This is a genomic window from Aliiroseovarius sp. S253, from assembly GCF_049800855.1.
Classification (GTDB): domain Bacteria; phylum Pseudomonadota; class Alphaproteobacteria; order Rhodobacterales; family Rhodobacteraceae; genus Aliiroseovarius.
Genome location: NZ_JBNAFW010000002.1, coordinates 94,645 through 111,684, shown reverse-complemented (window position 1 = coordinate 111,684; position 17,040 = coordinate 94,645). Strand labels below are relative to the sequence as shown.

General features: G+C 61.2%; 16 protein-coding genes and 1 riboswitch. Of the genes, 8 read left to right on the top strand and 8 right to left on the bottom strand.

The window, feature by feature from the left end; translation table 11 throughout:
• Positions 1 to 33: 33 nt before the first annotated feature.
• Positions 34 to 240, top strand: coding sequence for a 30S ribosomal protein S21 (rpsU, locus tag ACP15F_RS12045; RefSeq protein WP_007255353.1), 207 nt, complete (start codon positions 34 to 36; stop codon positions 238 to 240).
• Between the two features lie 90 nt (positions 241 to 330).
• On the opposite strand, the gene ACP15F_RS12040 is transcribed toward rpsU, so the two are convergent.
• The 4 genes from ACP15F_RS12040 to ACP15F_RS12025 form a co-directional block, all read right to left on the bottom strand.
• A complete protein-coding gene (locus tag ACP15F_RS12040; protein WP_424941075.1) occupies positions 331 to 1,119 on the bottom strand; it encodes a phytanoyl-CoA dioxygenase family protein in 789 nt (262 codons plus the stop codon).
• On the bottom strand, positions 1,116 to 2,030 hold the full coding sequence (locus ACP15F_RS12035) for an ornithine cyclodeaminase family protein (protein WP_424941074.1): 915 nt from the start codon (positions 2,028 to 2,030) through the stop codon (positions 1,116 to 1,118). The genes ACP15F_RS12040 and ACP15F_RS12035 overlap by 4 nt, the downstream gene beginning before the upstream one ends.
• Positions 2,027 to 2,656 (bottom strand): HAD-IA family hydrolase, encoded by a 630-nt coding sequence (locus tag ACP15F_RS12030; protein ID WP_424941073.1) that lies wholly within the window; start codon positions 2,654 to 2,656, stop codon positions 2,027 to 2,029. The genes ACP15F_RS12035 and ACP15F_RS12030 overlap by 4 nt, the downstream gene beginning before the upstream one ends.
• A 79-nt stretch (positions 2,657 to 2,735) precedes the next feature.
• Entirely contained in the window at positions 2,736 to 3,104 is a 369-nt protein-coding gene (locus ACP15F_RS12025; protein ID WP_424941072.1) for a response regulator, read from the bottom strand.
• Positions 3,105 to 3,263: 159 nt separating this feature from the next.
• Here ACP15F_RS12025 and ACP15F_RS12020 point away from each other — a divergent pair, with 159 nt between their 5' ends.
• From ACP15F_RS12020 to ACP15F_RS12005, 4 genes are read left to right on the top strand one after another with little or no spacing between them, the layout of a single operon-like run.
• Entirely contained in the window at positions 3,264 to 3,635 is a 372-nt protein-coding gene (locus ACP15F_RS12020) for a DUF1636 family protein (protein ID WP_424941071.1), read from the top strand.
• A complete protein-coding gene (locus ACP15F_RS12015) occupies positions 3,632 to 4,573 on the top strand; it encodes a threonine-phosphate decarboxylase (RefSeq protein WP_424941070.1) in 942 nt (313 codons plus the stop codon). The genes ACP15F_RS12020 and ACP15F_RS12015 overlap by 4 nt, the downstream gene beginning before the upstream one ends.
• On the top strand, positions 4,570 to 5,487 hold the full coding sequence (gene cbiB / locus ACP15F_RS12010) for an adenosylcobinamide-phosphate synthase CbiB (RefSeq protein ID WP_424941069.1): 918 nt from the start codon (positions 4,570 to 4,572) through the stop codon (positions 5,485 to 5,487). Before ACP15F_RS12015 ends, cbiB begins: the two co-directional genes overlap by 4 nt.
• A gap of 48 nt (positions 5,488 to 5,535) precedes the next feature.
• Complete coding sequence (locus tag ACP15F_RS12005; RefSeq protein ID WP_424941068.1) at positions 5,536 to 6,717, top strand: lytic murein transglycosylase; 1,182 nt, start codon at positions 5,536 to 5,538, stop codon at positions 6,715 to 6,717.
• A 39-nt stretch (positions 6,718 to 6,756) separates the two neighbouring features.
• Here ACP15F_RS12005 and ACP15F_RS12000 read toward each other — a convergent pair whose 3' ends face one another.
• The gene (locus ACP15F_RS12000; protein ID WP_424941067.1) at positions 6,757 to 7,224 is read right to left on the bottom strand and encodes a YbjN domain-containing protein; all 468 of its coding nucleotides are present in this window, start codon (positions 7,222 to 7,224) and stop codon (positions 6,757 to 6,759) included.
• Positions 7,225 to 7,293: 69 nt separating this feature from the next.
• Positions 7,294 to 10,749, bottom strand: a complete 3,456-nt coding sequence (gene smc, locus ACP15F_RS11995; RefSeq protein WP_424941066.1) for a chromosome segregation protein SMC — start codon at positions 10,747 to 10,749, stop codon at positions 7,294 to 7,296.
• Between the two features lie 202 nt (positions 10,750 to 10,951).
• A riboswitch (cobalamin riboswitch) is annotated at positions 10,952 to 11,151 on the top strand.
• A 32-nt stretch (positions 11,152 to 11,183) separates the two neighbouring features.
• Between smc and cobW the strand changes: the two genes are divergently transcribed.
• Both cobW and ACP15F_RS11985 read left to right on the top strand, forming a co-directional pair.
• The gene (gene cobW, locus ACP15F_RS11990; RefSeq protein ID WP_424941065.1) at positions 11,184 to 12,290 is read left to right on the top strand and encodes a cobalamin biosynthesis protein CobW; all 1,107 of its coding nucleotides are present in this window, start codon (positions 11,184 to 11,186) and stop codon (positions 12,288 to 12,290) included.
• Positions 12,287 to 12,739, top strand: coding sequence for a GNAT family N-acetyltransferase (locus tag ACP15F_RS11985; protein ID WP_424941064.1), 453 nt, complete (start codon positions 12,287 to 12,289; stop codon positions 12,737 to 12,739). Before cobW ends, ACP15F_RS11985 begins: the two co-directional genes overlap by 4 nt.
• 7 nt (positions 12,740 to 12,746) lie before the next feature.
• On the opposite strand, the gene ACP15F_RS11980 is transcribed toward ACP15F_RS11985, so the two are convergent.
• A complete protein-coding gene (locus ACP15F_RS11980; RefSeq protein ID WP_424941063.1) occupies positions 12,747 to 12,911 on the bottom strand; it encodes a hypothetical protein in 165 nt (54 codons plus the stop codon).
• A 63-nt stretch (positions 12,912 to 12,974) separates the two neighbouring features.
• Here ACP15F_RS11980 and cobN point away from each other — a divergent pair, with 63 nt between their 5' ends.
• Complete coding sequence (cobN, locus tag ACP15F_RS11975; RefSeq protein WP_424941062.1) at positions 12,975 to 16,676, top strand: cobaltochelatase subunit CobN; 3,702 nt, start codon at positions 12,975 to 12,977, stop codon at positions 16,674 to 16,676.
• Positions 16,677 to 16,704: 28 nt separating this feature from the next.
• Here cobN and ACP15F_RS11970 read toward each other — a convergent pair whose 3' ends face one another.
• Positions 16,705 to 17,019, bottom strand: a complete 315-nt coding sequence (locus ACP15F_RS11970) for a hypothetical protein (protein ID WP_424941061.1) — start codon at positions 17,017 to 17,019, stop codon at positions 16,705 to 16,707.
• Positions 17,020 to 17,040: the final 21 nt, after the last annotated feature.

Here is a 17,040-nt window from a genome sequence, read left to right as displayed (position 1 = left end):
CAAACTCTAACTTAGAAAGGTGGTGACAACCACATGCAGGTTTCGGTTCGTGATAACAACGTCGATCAAGCGCTTCGTGCGCTGAAGAAAAAACTTCAGCGTGAAGGTGTCTTCCGTGAGATGAAGCTTAAGCAACATTTCGAGAAGCCCTCCGAGAAAAAAGCGCGCGAGAAGGCAGAAGCGATTCGCCGTCAGCGTAAGCTGGCTCGTAAGAAAGCACAGCGTGAAGGTCTTCTTTAAGATCTGAACAGTGTTCGATGGGCAGGTTGTCAACTGTCCGTCAAAACGACCCCCGTAAGCGCCGCTTCCGGGGGTTTGTTTTTTCTGGGATCAGCCCGCAGGCCAGATCACCGGGAACCAGTCTTCGCGCAGCTTTTGGCCTTGTGTCATCTCGTGCCCCGGGAAGGGCGGCGAGGTGCGACCGGGGCGTTCCACATAACGTGCGTCATCCCCCATCCAACGCAGGCTGAGCGCACGGCGGCGGTTGGGCGATTGGTTGCCGCGTGCGCCGTGGGCGGTACGGAAGTCGAAGATGACGGCGTCGCCGGGGTCCATCTCCCATTCCAGCACTTTCATGTCGTCTGGGTTGGCATCCGGGTCGGGCACCGGCGTCCATTCCTGATCACCATCATAGAAGTCGCTGTCATCAGCCCAGCTGACCGGTCGGACCATGCGTTCCCATTTGTGGCTACCTGCGATGAACCGCAAAGAGTTCTCGCGGACCGGATCAAGCGGGATCCAGAAGCTGGCGGTTTGCTCGCCCTCGACAAAGTAATAGGGGCCGTCCTGATGCCACGGCGTGGGCTTGGGCGTGCCAGGTTCCTTGACCAGCACGTGATCATGGAAGAACTGCGCGGTGTCGCTTTGCATGACCTCGGCGGCGATCCGGGCTGCTGGGCTTTCGCGCACGATCTTTTCGTATTCGGGTATGCGGGTCCAGTTGACGTAGTCGTCGAAGAAGCGCCCTTCGGTGACGGCGTTCTCGGACGCGTATTGCGAGGGCTCGGCCATGTTCCTATCCACACCCGCGATCATCGTGTCGATCCAGTCGGTGAAAGCCCCTCGGATCACGACCACACCGTCGCGCTGGAAGTCTTCGATATGCTGCTTCGTGATCATCTATTCCTCCAAGCGTTCAGGATGTAGCGGCTGGTCATCAGGTCCAGATGCGCGCCGCCGCCGTTTTTGTAGAGGGTGATGTCCTCGGGCGCGCGTTCAAAAACGCCATCCTTGTGGTCGTAAAGATCGCCCACCACGTCGTCGCGGTTGATCACCCCGCGGGCCAGAGGGTCTTTGAATTCGCCAATGTGATCCAGCACCGTGTCGCGGCTGTCCATGAACAGGCGGGCGCGGGTCAGGGCAGTGTCGTCTGCCTCTCGCATGTCGGGGCGATAGGCGCCGATCAGGTCAAGGTGTTGGCCGGGGCGCAGCCACTCGCCTTTGATCAGGGGATCAGTCGTCATGGTGGCTGAGGTAATGATGTCGGCTTGGGCAAAGCCCTCTTCGAGCGAAGCAACAGCTTCGGTTTTATCGAACTCATCCGCGAACTTTGCAGCACCCTCGGGGCTGCGGTTCCAGATTAGGAAACGGGCATCGGGGAACATCGCGGCGTAGGCCATGCGTAGATTGCGCCCGACCGTTCCCGCGCCAACGATCAGCACCACTTTGCTGTCGGGCCGGGCCAGAAGCCGCGCGCCAAGGGCGCTGTCGCCTGCGGTTTTCCACTTGGTGACAAGGTGGAAATCCACGATGGCTTCCAGAAGCCCGGTGGTGTCGTCATACAGGTTCACCGCCCCGTGGATCATCGGCTCGCCGCGTCCCGGATTGCCGGGCATGATGTTGGCGGTCTTCACAGCAATCCCCAACCCGTCGATCCAAGCCGAGCGGGTCAGCATCGTATCCTCGCCACGATAGAGGAACGTGTCGCCGATCTCGGCTTTCGGTTTTGCGTGGTCTTCAAGGAATGCATCGGCCAGACCTTGCCAATCCAGAAGGGCGTCGGCGTCAAAAGGGATCAGTTCAGGGGTCACAGGTCGCTCTCCTTAATCAAGTCGCGGGCGATAAGATTGTCGGCCCAGTCACGGGGCGAGGTGAAAAGATGCACCTGCCAGCCACGCTGGGCGGCGGCGTCGATATTCTCGGTTCGGTCATCGGTGAATAGAAGGCCGGAAGGGGCGTGGCCGCTATCGTCTTCCACCATCTGATAGATCTGCGCGCTGGGCTTGGTTACGCCCATATGGCCCGAGATATAGCGCCGGTCGAATTCGGACAGGAAGTCATATGCGGCTTCCCCGACCTCGAACGTGCCGATGCCGAAGTTCGACAGGGCAAAGACTGGCACGCCACGGGTTTTCAGGGCCCGCAGAGTTGCGACGGACAGGTCAATTGTTGGGCCGGCAAGATCCAGCCAGCGATCATGCCACCAGCGGATCTCGTCCCGATAGGCGGGGTGCTTGTCGGCGGTGTCATAAATCACCTGACGAAAATCCCCGCCGCGATCCACCAGCTCGTTCATGAAATGCAGATCAACGGCGGCGAACATCTCTTCCCGACGGGCTTTCCCAACCCATTGGTCATAGAGCTCTTCCGGTTGCCAGCGGATCAGGACGTTGCCGATGTCAAAGACTACGGCGGTGACGGGGGTATTCTGTGTCATGCCGCGACCTTAGTGCGTTTGTGAGGAAACGGAAGTCATATCCTTGAGCGAGGCGCGGTCTTCGTTTCAGGGCGTCGGTCTAGCGCCGTGCAGCGCGCGCATGGTGGTCGACAAGGCTTACGATATCGGCCGGTTCCGCGTCAGCGGGAACGCATGCATGGGCGTTTGAGGCCAGTGCAAAGATCGACCCGTCGGAGAAGAAGCTGGTACTGGTCACGAAGATGATCCGTGCCTTTGGAAGGCGATAGGCGATGAAATCGGCCAGCGCAAAGGGGCGTCCTCCGTCGATATCGGCGTCCAAAATAACCACGTCAAATGTCTCGGCGGCCAGCAACGCATTGGCGTCAGGTTTCGATTGGGCATGAGACACATCCATCCCCTGACGCGTCAGATGCGTCGACCAGATCTTGGCCAGATCGGGATTTTCTTCGATGATCAAAACGTGCATGACGGCCTCCGCCGGCGGGGTATCGCATGAAGGAAGAGCTTTGCCAATTGGCTTCGTTTGACGCATCCGTGTCGCCCAACCCAACCACTTCGCCGCAATTTGCGTTGTCTTTCGCCGCATTTTCCGCTTGAACCAACACCAGCAACGAAGGAGCGCGCGATGACAACTTGGATCACCATCTGTGACACCTGCAAACATGCGGATTGGGCTGAGCGCGGGATGAAGCAGACCGACGGCGAAGCTTTGGCTGCGCTGATCGAAGCTCAGGCCGATGGCACCACCGTCCGCACCCGTCGCGTGTCCTGTCTGATGGGTTGTGACAACAGCTGCAACGTCGCCATCCAAGCGCACGGCAAGCTTTGCTATACGCTGGGCCGTTTCGAGGTCTCCGAGGACGCTGCACAGGGGATCGTCGACTACGCCACGGCCCATGCGGATAGCGAGACCGGGCAGGTGCCTTATCGTGAATGGCCGCAGGCCGTGAAAGGTCATTTCGTAACCCGCCACGCCCCCTTGCCGGAGGACACATGACCCAAGCGGAAGAACGTGATCACGGGGGCGGGCTGGATGCCGCCATTGCGCGGTTCGGCGGTACGCGTGCGGGCTGGCTGGACTTGTCTACGGGTATCAATCCGCTGCCCTATCCCGTGGGTGCGTTCTCGGCGGATGCGTGGACCGCGCTGCCCGACAAAGGCGCGTTTGCGCGGCTTGAGGCCGCGGCGCGCAGCTTCTGGAACGTCCCCGATGGTGCCGCAGTATTGGCCGCGCCCGGCGCATCTGCTTTGATCGCGCGAATCCCGTCGCTTCTGTCCGCAGGGCAGGTGCAGATCGAAGGTCCGACCTATAATGAACACGCCGCGGGGTTTCAGGCGCAGGGCTGGGAGGTTGTGGATCACACCGCTCTGGCGCGCGTCGTCGTTCATCCCAACAACCCCGATGGCCGTGTCTGGCCGGGTTTGGATCTGGACCGCGCTCTGACGGTGATCGACGAAAGCTTTTGTGATGTGATGCCGGATCAGAGCCTGATTGAAGCCGCGACCAAACCGGGCGTCTTGATCCTGAAAAGCTTCGGCAAGTTCTGGGGCCTTGCGGGCCTGCGTCTGGGCTTCGCGATCGGAGACCCCGCGCTGATCTCCAAGCTGCGTGACACCATCGGGCCGTGGCAGGTCTCGGGCCCCGCATTGGAGCTGGGCGCGCAGGCGCTTGAGGATTTTGACTGGGCTAAGACCACCCGCACGCGATTAGCAGAAGACAGCACGCGGCTAGATGCACTGATGACCTCCAATGGGGCCAAAGCGCTGGGTGGCACCACGCTGTTTCGGCTTTACGATGTGGGCGACGCGCAGGCATGGCAGGACCGCTTGGCAGAACACCATGTCTGGTCGCGTATCTTCCCCTATTCCAGCCGCTGGCTCCGCCTTGGCCTGCCACACCCTGATCGCTGGTCACAGTTGGAGACCGCCTTATGAGCTATGCCTGTGCCCTCGCCATTGCCCTTCTGCTGGACGCCTTTTTCGGCGAACCAGACTGGGCGTGGAAACGCGTGCCGCATCCCGCCGTCTTGATGGGGCGTGCAATCGGTTGGCTTGAGCGCGGGCTAAATGAAGGCGACAATCGCTTCTTCAACGGTGCGATGGGGGTTCTCGTGCTGGCCGCTTTGGCTGGGGTGGTTGGCCATATTATCCAGGACCTGCCCTTCGGCGGACTTTTGGAAATCATCGTCGCTGCGATCCTTTTGGCGCAGAAATCCTTGGCTCAACACGTGCAGGCCGTGTCTGACGCGCTGCGCCAATCGACCGAAGACGGACGTCAGGCGGTTGCCATGATCGTTGGCCGAGACACTCAGTATATGCGTGACGATGCCATCGCGCGTGGTGCCATCGAAAGCGCGGCCGAGAATTTCTCGGACGGGGTGGTGGCGCCTGCCTTCTGGTTCCTGATCGCAGGCCTGCCGGGGCTGATGATCTATAAGCTGGTGAACACGGCCGACAGCATGATTGGCTATCGCAACAAGCGCTACGAGCAGTTCGGCAAATTCGCGGCCCGCGCGGATGACGTTCTGAACTGGGTGCCCGCGCGCGTGACCGCTGTGATCCTGATTTTGGCCAGCCGCAAATGGTCCGCGTGGTCGGTGATCCGTCGCGATGCGCCCTTGCACCGCTCGCCCAATGCGGGCTGGCCCGAGGCGGCTATGGCCTCGACCCTAAACGTGGCCCTGTCCGGCCCCCGCGCTTACCACGGCGAGATGCGGGGCTTTCCTTGGGTAAATGGCGAAGGCGCCCGCGAGATCGGCGCGAAAGAGGTCGATCAGGCCGTGGATGCTCTGTGGTCAGCATGGTTGGTCCTTGTCGGGATCGTGATCGCGCTGGCGGTTGTCACGTGATGCGAATGCGCTAATCTGCGCGCCACGCAGTTAACCAAAGGGTTTCGCATGCAAAAACTTCTCTCAGCAGCGGCAGTCGCGATGTCGCTTGGCCTGCCCGCACAGGCGCAGACCGTGGCGTGTGGTGGCAGCTTCTCGGGCTTTGTTGGCGCGATGAAAGACGCGGCGATTGCCAAGGGGCATTCGAAATCCACCGTGGAAAAGTTCTTTGCTTCCGTCCGGCAAGATCAGGCGACACTGAAGGCGGACCGCTCGCAAGGGATCTTTCAACGGCCCTTCGTTGATTTCTCGCGCCGTCTGATCAGTCAGGACCGGATCAACCGGGGCCGCGCGATGCTGACCAAACATGCCGCCGTCTTTGATAGGATGGAGGACGAATACGGCGTCAGTCGCGGCGTTTTGACCGCGTTCTGGGCGTTCGAGACCGACTATGGCGCCTTCCAAGGGGACTTCAACACGCTGAACTCTCTGGTCACGCTGTCCCATGACTGCCGCCGTCCCGAGCTATTCCAGCCGCAGGTTTTCGCCGCGCTGGAACTGTACGAGGCCGGCGCGTTCAACCCCGCCACCTCGACCGGCGCATGGGCGGGCGAGATTGGCATGGTCCAGATGCTTCCAGGCGACATCATCGAAGCCGGGGTGGACGGCAATGGCGATGGCAAAATCGACCTGCGCCAAACCCCAGCCGACGCGCTGTTGTCCGGGGCCAACATGTTGCGCGGTCTAGGCTGGCGCGCAGGCGAGCCGTGGCTGCAAGAGGTCACCGTTCCTGCCGATCTGAATTGGGCCGAGACTGGGTTGGACACGACCAAACCTGTGTCAAACTGGGCTGCCTTGGGCGTGACACCCCGCGCGGGAAAACTGGGGGCAGGCAATCTGCCCGCGTCGATCATCTTGCCGCAGGGGCGCAAAGGCCCGGCCTTCATCGCCTATCCCAATTTCCGCGTGTATTTCGAGTGGAACCAGAGCTTTGTCTATGTGACCACCGCCGCCTATTTCGCCACGCGGCTGGAAGGCGCGCCGATCTTCAACGCAGGCAATCCTGATCCGGCCTTCACCGGTCAGCAGATGAAAGCGCTGCAAAAGAAACTGTCTGCGCGCGGGCATGATGTGGGGAAAGTGGATGGTATTCTGGGCGCGAAAACTCGCGCGGCCATCCAGCAAGAGCAGATCCGTCTTGGCCTGCCCGCCGACGCATGGCCGACAGCAAAGCTTTTGAACGCACTGTAGAAAGCACGCCCCCGGCCTGACGGTAGGGGGCGTAATGATTTAGGAAAGCGCGTCTTCGAAGCTTTCGACAACCTCGGTCCAGATGTCGAAGATCTCGTCAAAGTCGGTCATGCTGACACCGTCCTGACCGGTATAGATATCATATTCCAACATCTTGCGCCCGTCTTCCGCGCGATAGGCCCGGCCATAGCGCTGATCGGCGTTCCAGCCGTTCAGGCCCTCCAGAGAAATCTCGCTTTCCTTGGTATAGGCCGCGAAAAACTGAAGTGAATTGCAGTTCGTGTTATCGCGGCAGCCATAGAAGAAAACGACCATGTTAGTACCGTAGTACTGCACCTCGACGGACGGATCGCCAACGCTGTCTTCGACCAGTTTTGCAGGGGCGCCAAGTTCTTCGAAATAGGCCAGAACGCTTTCAGGCTCGGACGCTTTGACCTGTTGGGCACTTGCAGCGTGTCCAGCCATCAGGGACAAAGCCATCGCGCCGGAAAAAAGAATGGATTTCATAAGCTTCTCCAAATCGTACTTTGGGCAAGCCTAGGGGGAGGACCGGGATGGGGCAAGAGCGTTACCCGGTCACGCGACCATTTGTTCGGCCTTTTTCAGATCTACGCTGACCAACTGGCTGACACCCTGTTCCGCCATCGTCACACCAAACAACCGATCCATCCGTGCCATGGTCACCGCGTGGTGCGTGATAATCAGGAAGCGCGTGTTGGTGCGGCGGGTCATCTCGTCCAGCAGGTCACAGAAGCGCGTGACGTTGGCGTCATCCAATGGCGCGTCGACCTCGTCCAGCACACAAATGGGGGCGGGGTTGGCTAGGAAGACGGCAAAGATCAGGGCCAGCGCTGTTAGGGTCTGTTCGCCCCCGGACAACAGGCTGAGTGTCGACAGTTTCTTGCCCGGCGGTTGGCACATGATCTCAAGCCCCGCATCCAGCGGATCGTCGCTTTCGACCAGAACTAGCTTGGCTTCACCGCCGCCAAACAGGTGCTGGAACAGAGTGCCGAAGCTTGCATTCACCTGTTCGAACGCAGTCAAAAGGCGTTCGCGCCCTTCTTTATTCAGGCTGGAAATGCCCGAGCGAAGCTTCTTGATCGCCTCTTCCAGATCAATCTTCTCAGAGAGCAGGTTGTCATGCTCTTCCTGAACTTCCTTGGCGTCTTCCTCGGCGCGCAGGTTGACCGCGCCCAGCGAGTCCCGCTGGCGTTTCAGGCGGTTCACGTCATGCTCGATCTGCTCGGACGACGGCATCTTGTCGGGATCGGCGCCTAGCGTTTCCAGAAGGGCGTCTGGCGTGATCTCCATTTCTTCCTGAATGCGCTCGGCGGCAAGTGTCACGGTCTCGCGGGCGGCATCTGCGCGCGCTTCGGCACGGGCGCGGGCCTCGCGGGCTTCGCCGGCGGCGCGTTCCGCGTCGCGTTCGGCATTGGCGGCCTCGCGCTCGGCGGTCTCGCCCTCGGCCAGCTTGTCGCCCGCCGCTTTGCGCCGCGTTTCCGCTTCGTCAATCGCGTCGGCCAGCTCGTCGCGCTTTGCGGCCAGCTCATCCGGTGCGGCCTGAGCATCTTTCAACTCGGCCTCGTTCTCGGTCTTGCGCTCATCCAGCTCGGCGATCCGTTTGCCTGCGGTCTCCAGACGGTGCTTCCAGCCCGAGATTTCCTTGGTGATTTCCTGACTGCGACGTGTCCGCGCCTCGCCCTCGCGGCGCAATTCATCATGGGCCGAACGTTTGGACATCATGGTCATCCGCGCGGCTTCCACGGCCATCTTGACCTCTTCCACTTGCGTGCGGGCAGCATCTAGATCGCCCAAATCGGCGACGCCTTTTTCAGCTTCCGCCAGACGCTGGCGCGCGCCCATGGCTTCTTCCTCGTGGCGTTTCAGCGCCAGCCCAAGGTTTTCCAGCTTGCCTTCCGCGATATTGCGATCCGCTTCGGCACGCGATAGGGCGCGGTTGGCTTCGGTCACGGCGCGGTCGGCATCACGGCGGGCGTCGCGGGCACGTTTGTCAGCTTCGGTGGTTTCTACCAGCCGGGTTTTTAGCACGTCATGGGCGGCGCGGGCGCCATCTGCGCGGGCAGTGGCCTCTTCCAGATCTTGTTTGAGTTCCTGCAGGCGGTTGAGCTGTTCAAGCCGCAGCGCCGCGGTCGAGGGCTGATCTTCTGCACCAGCCCGGAAGCCGTCCCAACGCCACAGATCCCCTTCCATCGACACCAGTCGTTGGCCCGGTTTTAGATCCGCTTGAAGACGGGCGGCATCGTCGGTCGATACAAGGCCGATCTGGCTCATCCGGCGTGCCAGAACTTCGGGCACAGTGACATAGTTGGACAGGGCATTCACGCCGTCAGGAAGGGATTGCGCTTGTGAGTATCCCGGCAAAAGTGCCCAGCCCGAGGGTGCCTCGCCATCAATCTCTGGCGCGCGCAAATCGTCGGCCAGCGCTGCGCCTAGGGCTTTCTCGTACCCCGATTTCACGCGCAGAGTATCCAGCACCTGCGATCCTTCAGACGCATCGCGCTCGACCAGACGTGACAGCGCCTGAACCTCGGCGTGTAGGGCGTTCACTTCACCTTCAGCAGATGATCGAGCGGCCCGGGCGTCGGCTTCACGTGATTGGGCCTCGGAACGGGCTTCATCGGCGGCAACAAGCGCCGCTTCAGCTTCTTCCGAAGCCTTGGCCGCAGCCGTTTGCGCCACACCGGCCGTTTCGAAATCCGCAGCGGCTTTGTCCACGGCCCCTTTGGAGTCGTCCATCGCAGACCGCGCCCGCGTGGCTTCGCCTTCGCTTTTCTCAAGCGTTTTACGGCTGTCATCCAGCAGACGGTGGGCGGATTGGTGGCGCGCGGCCAGCCGCGCGACGTCTTCCGTCAGTTGGGTCAGATCGCCTTCACGTTCCTGCAGGATCGCAGCGCTGTCGCGAGCATCGGCATTGGATGCCTCAAGCGCATCGTCATGGCCTTCGGACGCCTTGGCGATCTGCGCTTGCTCCCATTCCAGCCTTTCGATCGTCTCGCCCGCATCTTTGTTCAGCCCGCTTTCACGGTCGATGTCGCGGGTCAGTTGCGCGATACGGCTGGTCAGTGTTTCGATCCGTTCGCGGGCTTGGCTTTCCTGATCCGACAACTGGTCGCGCTGTACCTGAAGACGCTGCAAAATAGCGGCTGCGACAGCTTCTTCTTCGCGCAGGGGCGGCAGGCGGTCTTCGGCGTCCTGACGGGCTTTGGTCGCCTGTCGCGAGGCACCTTCGGCAGAGGCGGCAGCCTTTACCCGTTCCGTGAGTTGTGCCTGAGCTTCGGCGCGCGCGACATCGGCCTCTCGCCAACGGCGATAAAGCAGCAGCCCTTCAGCAAGACGCAAATCGTCGCCAATGGTGCGATAGCGCGCAGCCTGCCGCGCTTGCCGCGCCAGTTGCCCCAGTTGCGAGGCCAGCTGTTCGATCACATCTTCAACACGCGCCAGATTGGTCTCGGTGCCTTTCAGCTTCAACTCTGCCTCGTGACGACGCTGATACAGACCCGAGATCCCGGCGGCCTCTTCCAGAATGCGCCGGCGCGCCTTGGGCTTGGCGTTGATCAGCTCGGAAATTTGCCCCTGCCGCACCAGCGCAGGCGAATGCGCGCCGGTCGAGGCATCGGCGAACAGCATGCTCACGTCACGTGCGCGCACATCTTTGGTGTTCACCTTATAGGCAGAGCCCGCATCGCGGGTGATCCGGCGCACGATTTCCAGATTGTCGCTTTCATTGAATCCGGAAGGGGCCAGCCGTTCGCTGTTGTCGAGCAGCAGCGAGACCTCGGCAAAGTTACGTGCAGGGCGCGACGCGGCACCGGCGAAGATCACATCCTCCATCCCGCCGCCGCGCATGGCGGTCGGGCGGTTCTCGCCCATGACCCAGCGGAGCGCTTCCAGAAGGTTGGATTTGCCGCAGCCATTCGGACCCACAACACCCGTCAGCCCGTCCGCGATCACCAGATCGGTCGGGTCTACAAAGCTTTTAAAGCCATTCAGACGGAGTTTTGAAAACCGCAAGCGGTCTGCCTCATAATTGATTCTTACTGTTGGATGATTGTTCGAAGGGAATGTGCAGGAGTCAACGGCGAGGACCGATATGTGGTCGAAATGGGCGAGTTATCCACAAGATATTGCATTTGTCACCGCCGAGGCGCGTTCGGCTTGCCGCCAATCCCGCCTGCGACGTCGGTTTCGATCTTGACCCTTTGCCCCCTTGCACGGCAAAGAAGTTCCGCATGGTTCCCAATGGGACAAAAGGGAATGCACCGGGGACGACCCAATCCGGGGTCTGATGGTGCAGCCGCCCCCGCGACTGTAAGCGGAGAGCGCCCGCCAGCGCCACTGGCCCAAAGGGTCGGGAAGGCGGCGGCGCGCTTCGACCCGCAAAGCCAGGAGACCTGCCATGCGCACATGCAACCCACCCGTCGGGGAGACGGGCGAAGGAGGATAAGATGCAAGCTAAGATTCCTGCCACCGTGGTCACCGGTTTTCTGGGCGCGGGTAAGACGACCCTGATCCGCCACATGCTGGACAATGCCAAAGGTAAGCGCATCGCGCTGATCATCAACGAATTTGGCGATCTGGGTGTGGATGGCGACATCCTGAAAGGTTGCGGGGACGAGACCTGCACCGAAGATGACATCATGGAGCTGTCGAACGGTTGCATCTGCTGCACCGTGGCCGAGGACTTCATCCCGACGCTTGAGAAACTGCTGGACCGCGACACCCCACCGGATCACATTGTGATTGAAACCTCGGGGCTGGCTCTGCCGCAGCCCTTGGTCCGCGCGTTCCAATGGCCCGAGATCTCGACCCGCGTGACCGTGGATGGCGTAGTGACTGTCGTTGACGGGAAGGCCGTGTTTGACGGTCAGTTCGCCTCCAATCTGGATGCCGTGGAAGCGCAGCGCAAACTGGACGAGAACCTCGATCACGAAACACCTCTGTCAGAGCTGTTCAAGGATCAGGTAACCTGTGCCGACATGATCGTCGTCAACAAGTCGGACCTGCTGGCGGACGGCGAAGCGGATCAGTTGGTCTCGCGGTTGACAGGTGAAAGCCGCGATGGCGTGCAGGTGGTCCGCTCGACCATGGGCGCGCTGCCCGTCGAAGTTCTGTTGGGTCAGGGCATGGGCGCCGAAGATGACATGGACGCCCGTCTGTCGCTGCATGAGAAGGGGCATCATCACCACGATGATTACCATCACGACCATGACGACGACCATCACCACCATGATCACGATGATGACCACCACCACCACCACGATCACGATCATGATGCGTTTGAAAGCTTCGTGGTCACGCTGGGCGAGGTCGCCGACCCTAAAATCTTTGCCGAGAAAGTCGCCGACGTGATCCGCGCCAACAACATTCTGCGCCTAAAAGGGTTCGCTGCCGTAGAAGGCAAACCGATGCGCTTGACGCTGCAGGCTGTCGGTCCCCGTGTGGACACCTATTTCGACCAGCCCTTCGGCTCCCAGACCCGCGAAACGCGTCTGGTGGTCATTGGCCAATCCGGGTTGGATCGCGCAGCCATCGAACAGGCGCTGACCGCATGACGATCGACGTTGTCCCCGGCGATCCGCGTGATCCTCAGGCCACGGCGCTGCTTAGGCAAAGCCATGCCCTGATGGAGAGCCTGTTTCCGTCCGAGGACAACTTTTTTCTGGATATCGACGACCTGTGCGTGCCCGAGATCTCGTTCTTTGTGGCGCGCGACGGCGACATGGTGCTGGGCACCGCAGCGCTGGCCGATAAGGGCAGTTTTTCCGAGGTGAAGTCGATGTTCGTTTCGCCAGATGCGCGCGGCAAAGGTGTGGGCGAAGCGTTGCTTGCGCAGCTCGAGAAAGAAGCACGGGCCAGGGGATTTCCACATATGAAACTGGAAACCGGTGATGCACTGCACGCCGCACATCGGCTGTATCAGCGCGCCGGATTTGCCTTGTGCGACGCCTTCCCGCCCTATGAAAAGGCGGATAGCTCGATTTTCATGGAGAAAGCGCTGTGAGCGCGCCTTACGCCTTTTTGCCCTTTTCGGCAGCCGCTTTCATGCGGGCTAATAGTGCCGCTTTGTCGTCTTTGCGATTAAGCGGGTTCTTCTCGGTTCCGCGGGCATTGTGTTCGGAGTGGCGGGGGTTGCCTTTTGCCGGTTTCGGCGCGCCAGCAGCTTTATAATCCATAGGGTTCACCTTGATCGGGTCATGTTTGGCCGGTCCATAACATCTTAACGCAAGGGACGCGACATGCATCTTCTGGCAGCCACTCCGGGCAGCATTGATGACGGGAAAGAACCGGTGGATCTGGGGCAGACGCCCTCGGATCTGGTGTTCATTTCGGCCGCAGACACGGAACTTGCGGGCCTTGCCCAAGCGCGGGCCGAGATGGACGATGCGCCCGGGTTGCGGCTGGCCAATATGATGCATCTGGCGCACCCAATGTCGGTCGATTTGCATATCGACAATTGCGCGACGAAATCCCGTCTGGTTGTGGCGCGCGTGCTTGGCGGCATCGGGTACTGGAAATACGGGGCCGAGCAATATGCCGCCCATCTTCGCGACGCTGGCGTGCCTTTGGCGCTGTTGCCGGGCGACGACAAGCCCGACGCGGAACTGCGCGCGCTGTCGACCGTGTCGGATGAAGATTACGATGCGCTTTGGGCCTATCTGGTCGAGGGTGGACCAGAGAACTCGGTGGGGTTCCTGAACTACGCCAAGGCGATGATGGAGGGCGGAGACAAGCCTGAAGCCGCGCGCCCCTTGTTGCGTGCGGGTGTCTATTGGCCGGGCGCTGGCGTGGCTGATCTGTCTGCTGCGCAAGAGATGTGGACTGAGGGTGCCCCCGTCGTGCCCCTCGTCTTCTATCGTGCGCTGGTGCAGGGCGCGGGGCTGAACCCGATCAACCGGCTGGTGAAGTCGCTTCTACGGCGGGGTCTGAACCCTCTACCGGTTTTCGTGGCGTCTTTGAAAGATCCCGTATCTGTCGCGACGCTGGAAAGCTTGTTCACCGAGGCCGCGCCAGACGTGATCCTGAACTGTACCTCCTTCGCCGTCGGCTCGCCGCATCAGGGCGACGCCCCCAGTCAGAACCCGTTCGAAGCCCCGTGGTGCAATGCGGCCCCCGTGTTCCAAGTGGTGCTGGCAGGCTCCAGTGAAGAAGCCTGGGCTGAGGGGCTGACCGGCCTGTCCGCCCGTGACATCGCGATGAATGTGGCCCTGCCCGAAGTGGACGGCCGTATCCTGTCCCGCGCGATCAGTTTCAAAGGTGAGGCGTTCTTTGATGAAGCCACCGAATGCCCCATTGCGACCTACAAGGCGCTGGGCGACCGGGTGCAGTTCGTGGCCGAGCTTGCTGCCAACTGGGCGCGGCTGCGTCGGGCCGAGGCAGGTAAACGTAAAGTCGCGCTGATCATGGCGAACTATCCCAACAAGGATGGACGACTGGCCAATGGCGTCGGACTGGATACACCTGCTGCCGTGGTGCACGCGCTAGGGCTGCTGGCGGATCAGGGATATAGGGTCACAGATGCGCCTGCGGATAGCGATGCGCTGATGCAAGCCGTCATGGCAGGGCCGACCAATTGGCTGACCGACCGCGCCGCGCGCGCCGGCGGTGTCACCATGCCAATGTCCGAATACCAGATCAACTATGGCCAATTGCCGTGGGAGATGCGTGAGGCGATTGAGAGCCGCTGGGGCAAGCCGGAACAAGACCCATTCTTCACGCCGGGTGACGTTGATTGCGGTTCATTTGCATTGTCGGTTCTGGAGTTCGGAAACGTCGTCGTCGGCGTGCAACCCGCGCGTGGCTATAACATCGACCCGACCGACACATATCACTCGCCCGACCTTGTGCCGCCGCACAACTATCTCGCCTTTTATTTCTGGCTGCGTCACACGTTCGGCGCGCACGCGCTGGTGCATATGGGCAAGCACGGAAACCTTGAATGGTTGCCGGGCAAGGCGGTCGCTCTGTCCGAGACCTGCTGGCCTGAGGCCGTGATGGGCCCGATGCCCCACGTCTATCCGTTCATCGTGAACGATCCGGGCGAAGGCACGCAAGCCAAGCGTCGCGCGCAAGCGGTGATCATCGACCATCTGACGCCACCCCTAACGCGGGCCGAGACCTATGGGCCGCTGCGCGATCTGGAAGCGTTGGTGGATGAATACTATGAAGCGGCTGGCGTCGATCCCCGCCGGATCAACCATCTGCGCCGCGAGATCCTGACTCTGACCCAAGCCACCGGGCTGGACGCCGATGTCGGCATGTCCGGCGAGGATGAGGATAGCGATCTGGCCAAGCTCGACGCCTATCTGTGCGAGTTGAAAGAAGCGCAGATCCGAGACGGGCTGCACGTGTTCGGGCAGTCCCCAGAGGGCGATCTTGAACGCGACCTTGGGATTGCGCTTGTCCGTGTGCCACGTGGGCAAGGGCAGGACGGCGATGCCTCGCTGATCCGCGCGTTGGCGTTGGATTGCGGCGTAGATATTGACCCGCTCGATTGTGATATGGCCGAAACCTATGAAGGCCCACGTCACAAGTTTCTTGAAGCCGTCGAGGCAGGAAACTGGCGCAGCAATGGCGATACTGTGGAGCGGTTGGAGTTGCTGGCGCAGATGGCGGTTCAGTGGGGCGAAGTGCCCGAGCAATTCAGCGAAACACGGCCCGTTCTGGACGCTTATCACGCGCAGGTTCTGCCCTCAGTGCAGGCCTGTGGGCCGGACGAGGGGAAGGGGCTCCTCACCGCCCTTGCTGGGCAGTTCGTCGCCCCTGCGCCGTCTGGCGCGCCGACCCGCGGACGTTTGGACGTGTTGCCGACCGGACGCAACTTCTTCTCGGTTGACAGTCGTGCGGTGCCGACCCCGACCGCTTGGGCGCTGGGCTGGAAGTCGGCAAGTCTGCTGATCGACAAGCACCTACAGACCCACGGCGACTGGCCGCGCTCTATGCTGGTGACCGCATGGGGCACCGCCAATATGCGCACCGGCGGTGATGACATCGCGCAAGCGCTTGCGCTGATGGGCGTGAAGCCCAAATGGGACAGCGCCAACCGCCGCGTGACTGGGTTTGAAGTGATCCCTTCGTCCGCCTTGGGTCGCCCGCGCGTAGACGTAACCCTGCGCGTGTCCGGGTTCTTCCGCGACGCCTTCCCGCAGTTGATTGCCTTGGTCGACAGCGCCGCGCGGGCCGTGCAGGCATTGGACGAACCCGACGACGTGAACCCTGCCGCCGCTCGCGTGCGTTCGGGCGAGGGTGCGTCGCGGGTTTATGGATCGAAACCCGGCGCTTATGGCGCCGGACTTCAGGCAATGATCGACGAACGGCTTTGGGCCGACAAAGCGGATCTGGCCGAGGCCTATCTGGAATGGGGCGGCTATGCCTATGGTGCGGGCAGCGAAGGCACCCGCGACCGCGAAGGTTTCGAGACCCGTTTGGGGCAGGTCGAAGCTATCGTCCAAAACCAAGACAACCGCGAACACGATCTTCTGGACAGCGACGATTACTACCAGTTCGAAGGTGGCGCGGCTGCTGCTGTGTCGACACTTCAGGGGCGGGATCGCCCGATCTATCACAACGACCACTCACGCCCGGAACGCCCTGTCATCCGGACGCTGGAAGACGAAATTGGCCGCGTGGTGCGATCCCGTGTTGTGAACCCGAAATGGATCGATGGGGTGAAGCGTCACGGCTACAAAGGCGCGTTCGAGATTGCGGCGACGGTCGACTATATGTTCGCCTTCGCGGCCACGACGGGTGCCGTGCGTAGCCATCACTTCGATCTGGTTTACAGTGCCTTCATCGAGGATGACGACACCCGCGAGTTTATCGAGGAACACAACGACCCGGCGCTGAAAGAGATCGCCGAACGTCTGCGCGAAGCGATTGAACGCGGGCTGTGGACGCCGCGGTCGAATTCTGCGCGGGCTATGCTGGATCAGATCCGGTGATCCATCTGCGGTTTGAAGGGCACCACCACTAGCGCGTATCGCAGTCAATCTCGGCCCTCTGAATGGCCTGATCGCCGCTGAGCGACCCTTTGACCACCTTACAGCCCGTGGCCTGTTCAATTGCGATCTTCGCGCGTGCCAGAATCACTGGAACGCGGGGCAGGGCCTCGAATCCTATTCGATAAACCTCGACCCAGCTTTCGCGCTGATGCACGGAAAAGGTAGAGCCCTCGACCTCGATCCGCGTGGTGGCGGTGTCGCGATGCATGAATTGCGGGCTTGGGCTGTCACAGGCGGCGAGGGCTGAAAGGCCCAGTAAAACAAAGGAATGGGCGAGGCGCATGGTTGGTGTCTCCTTCCCCCA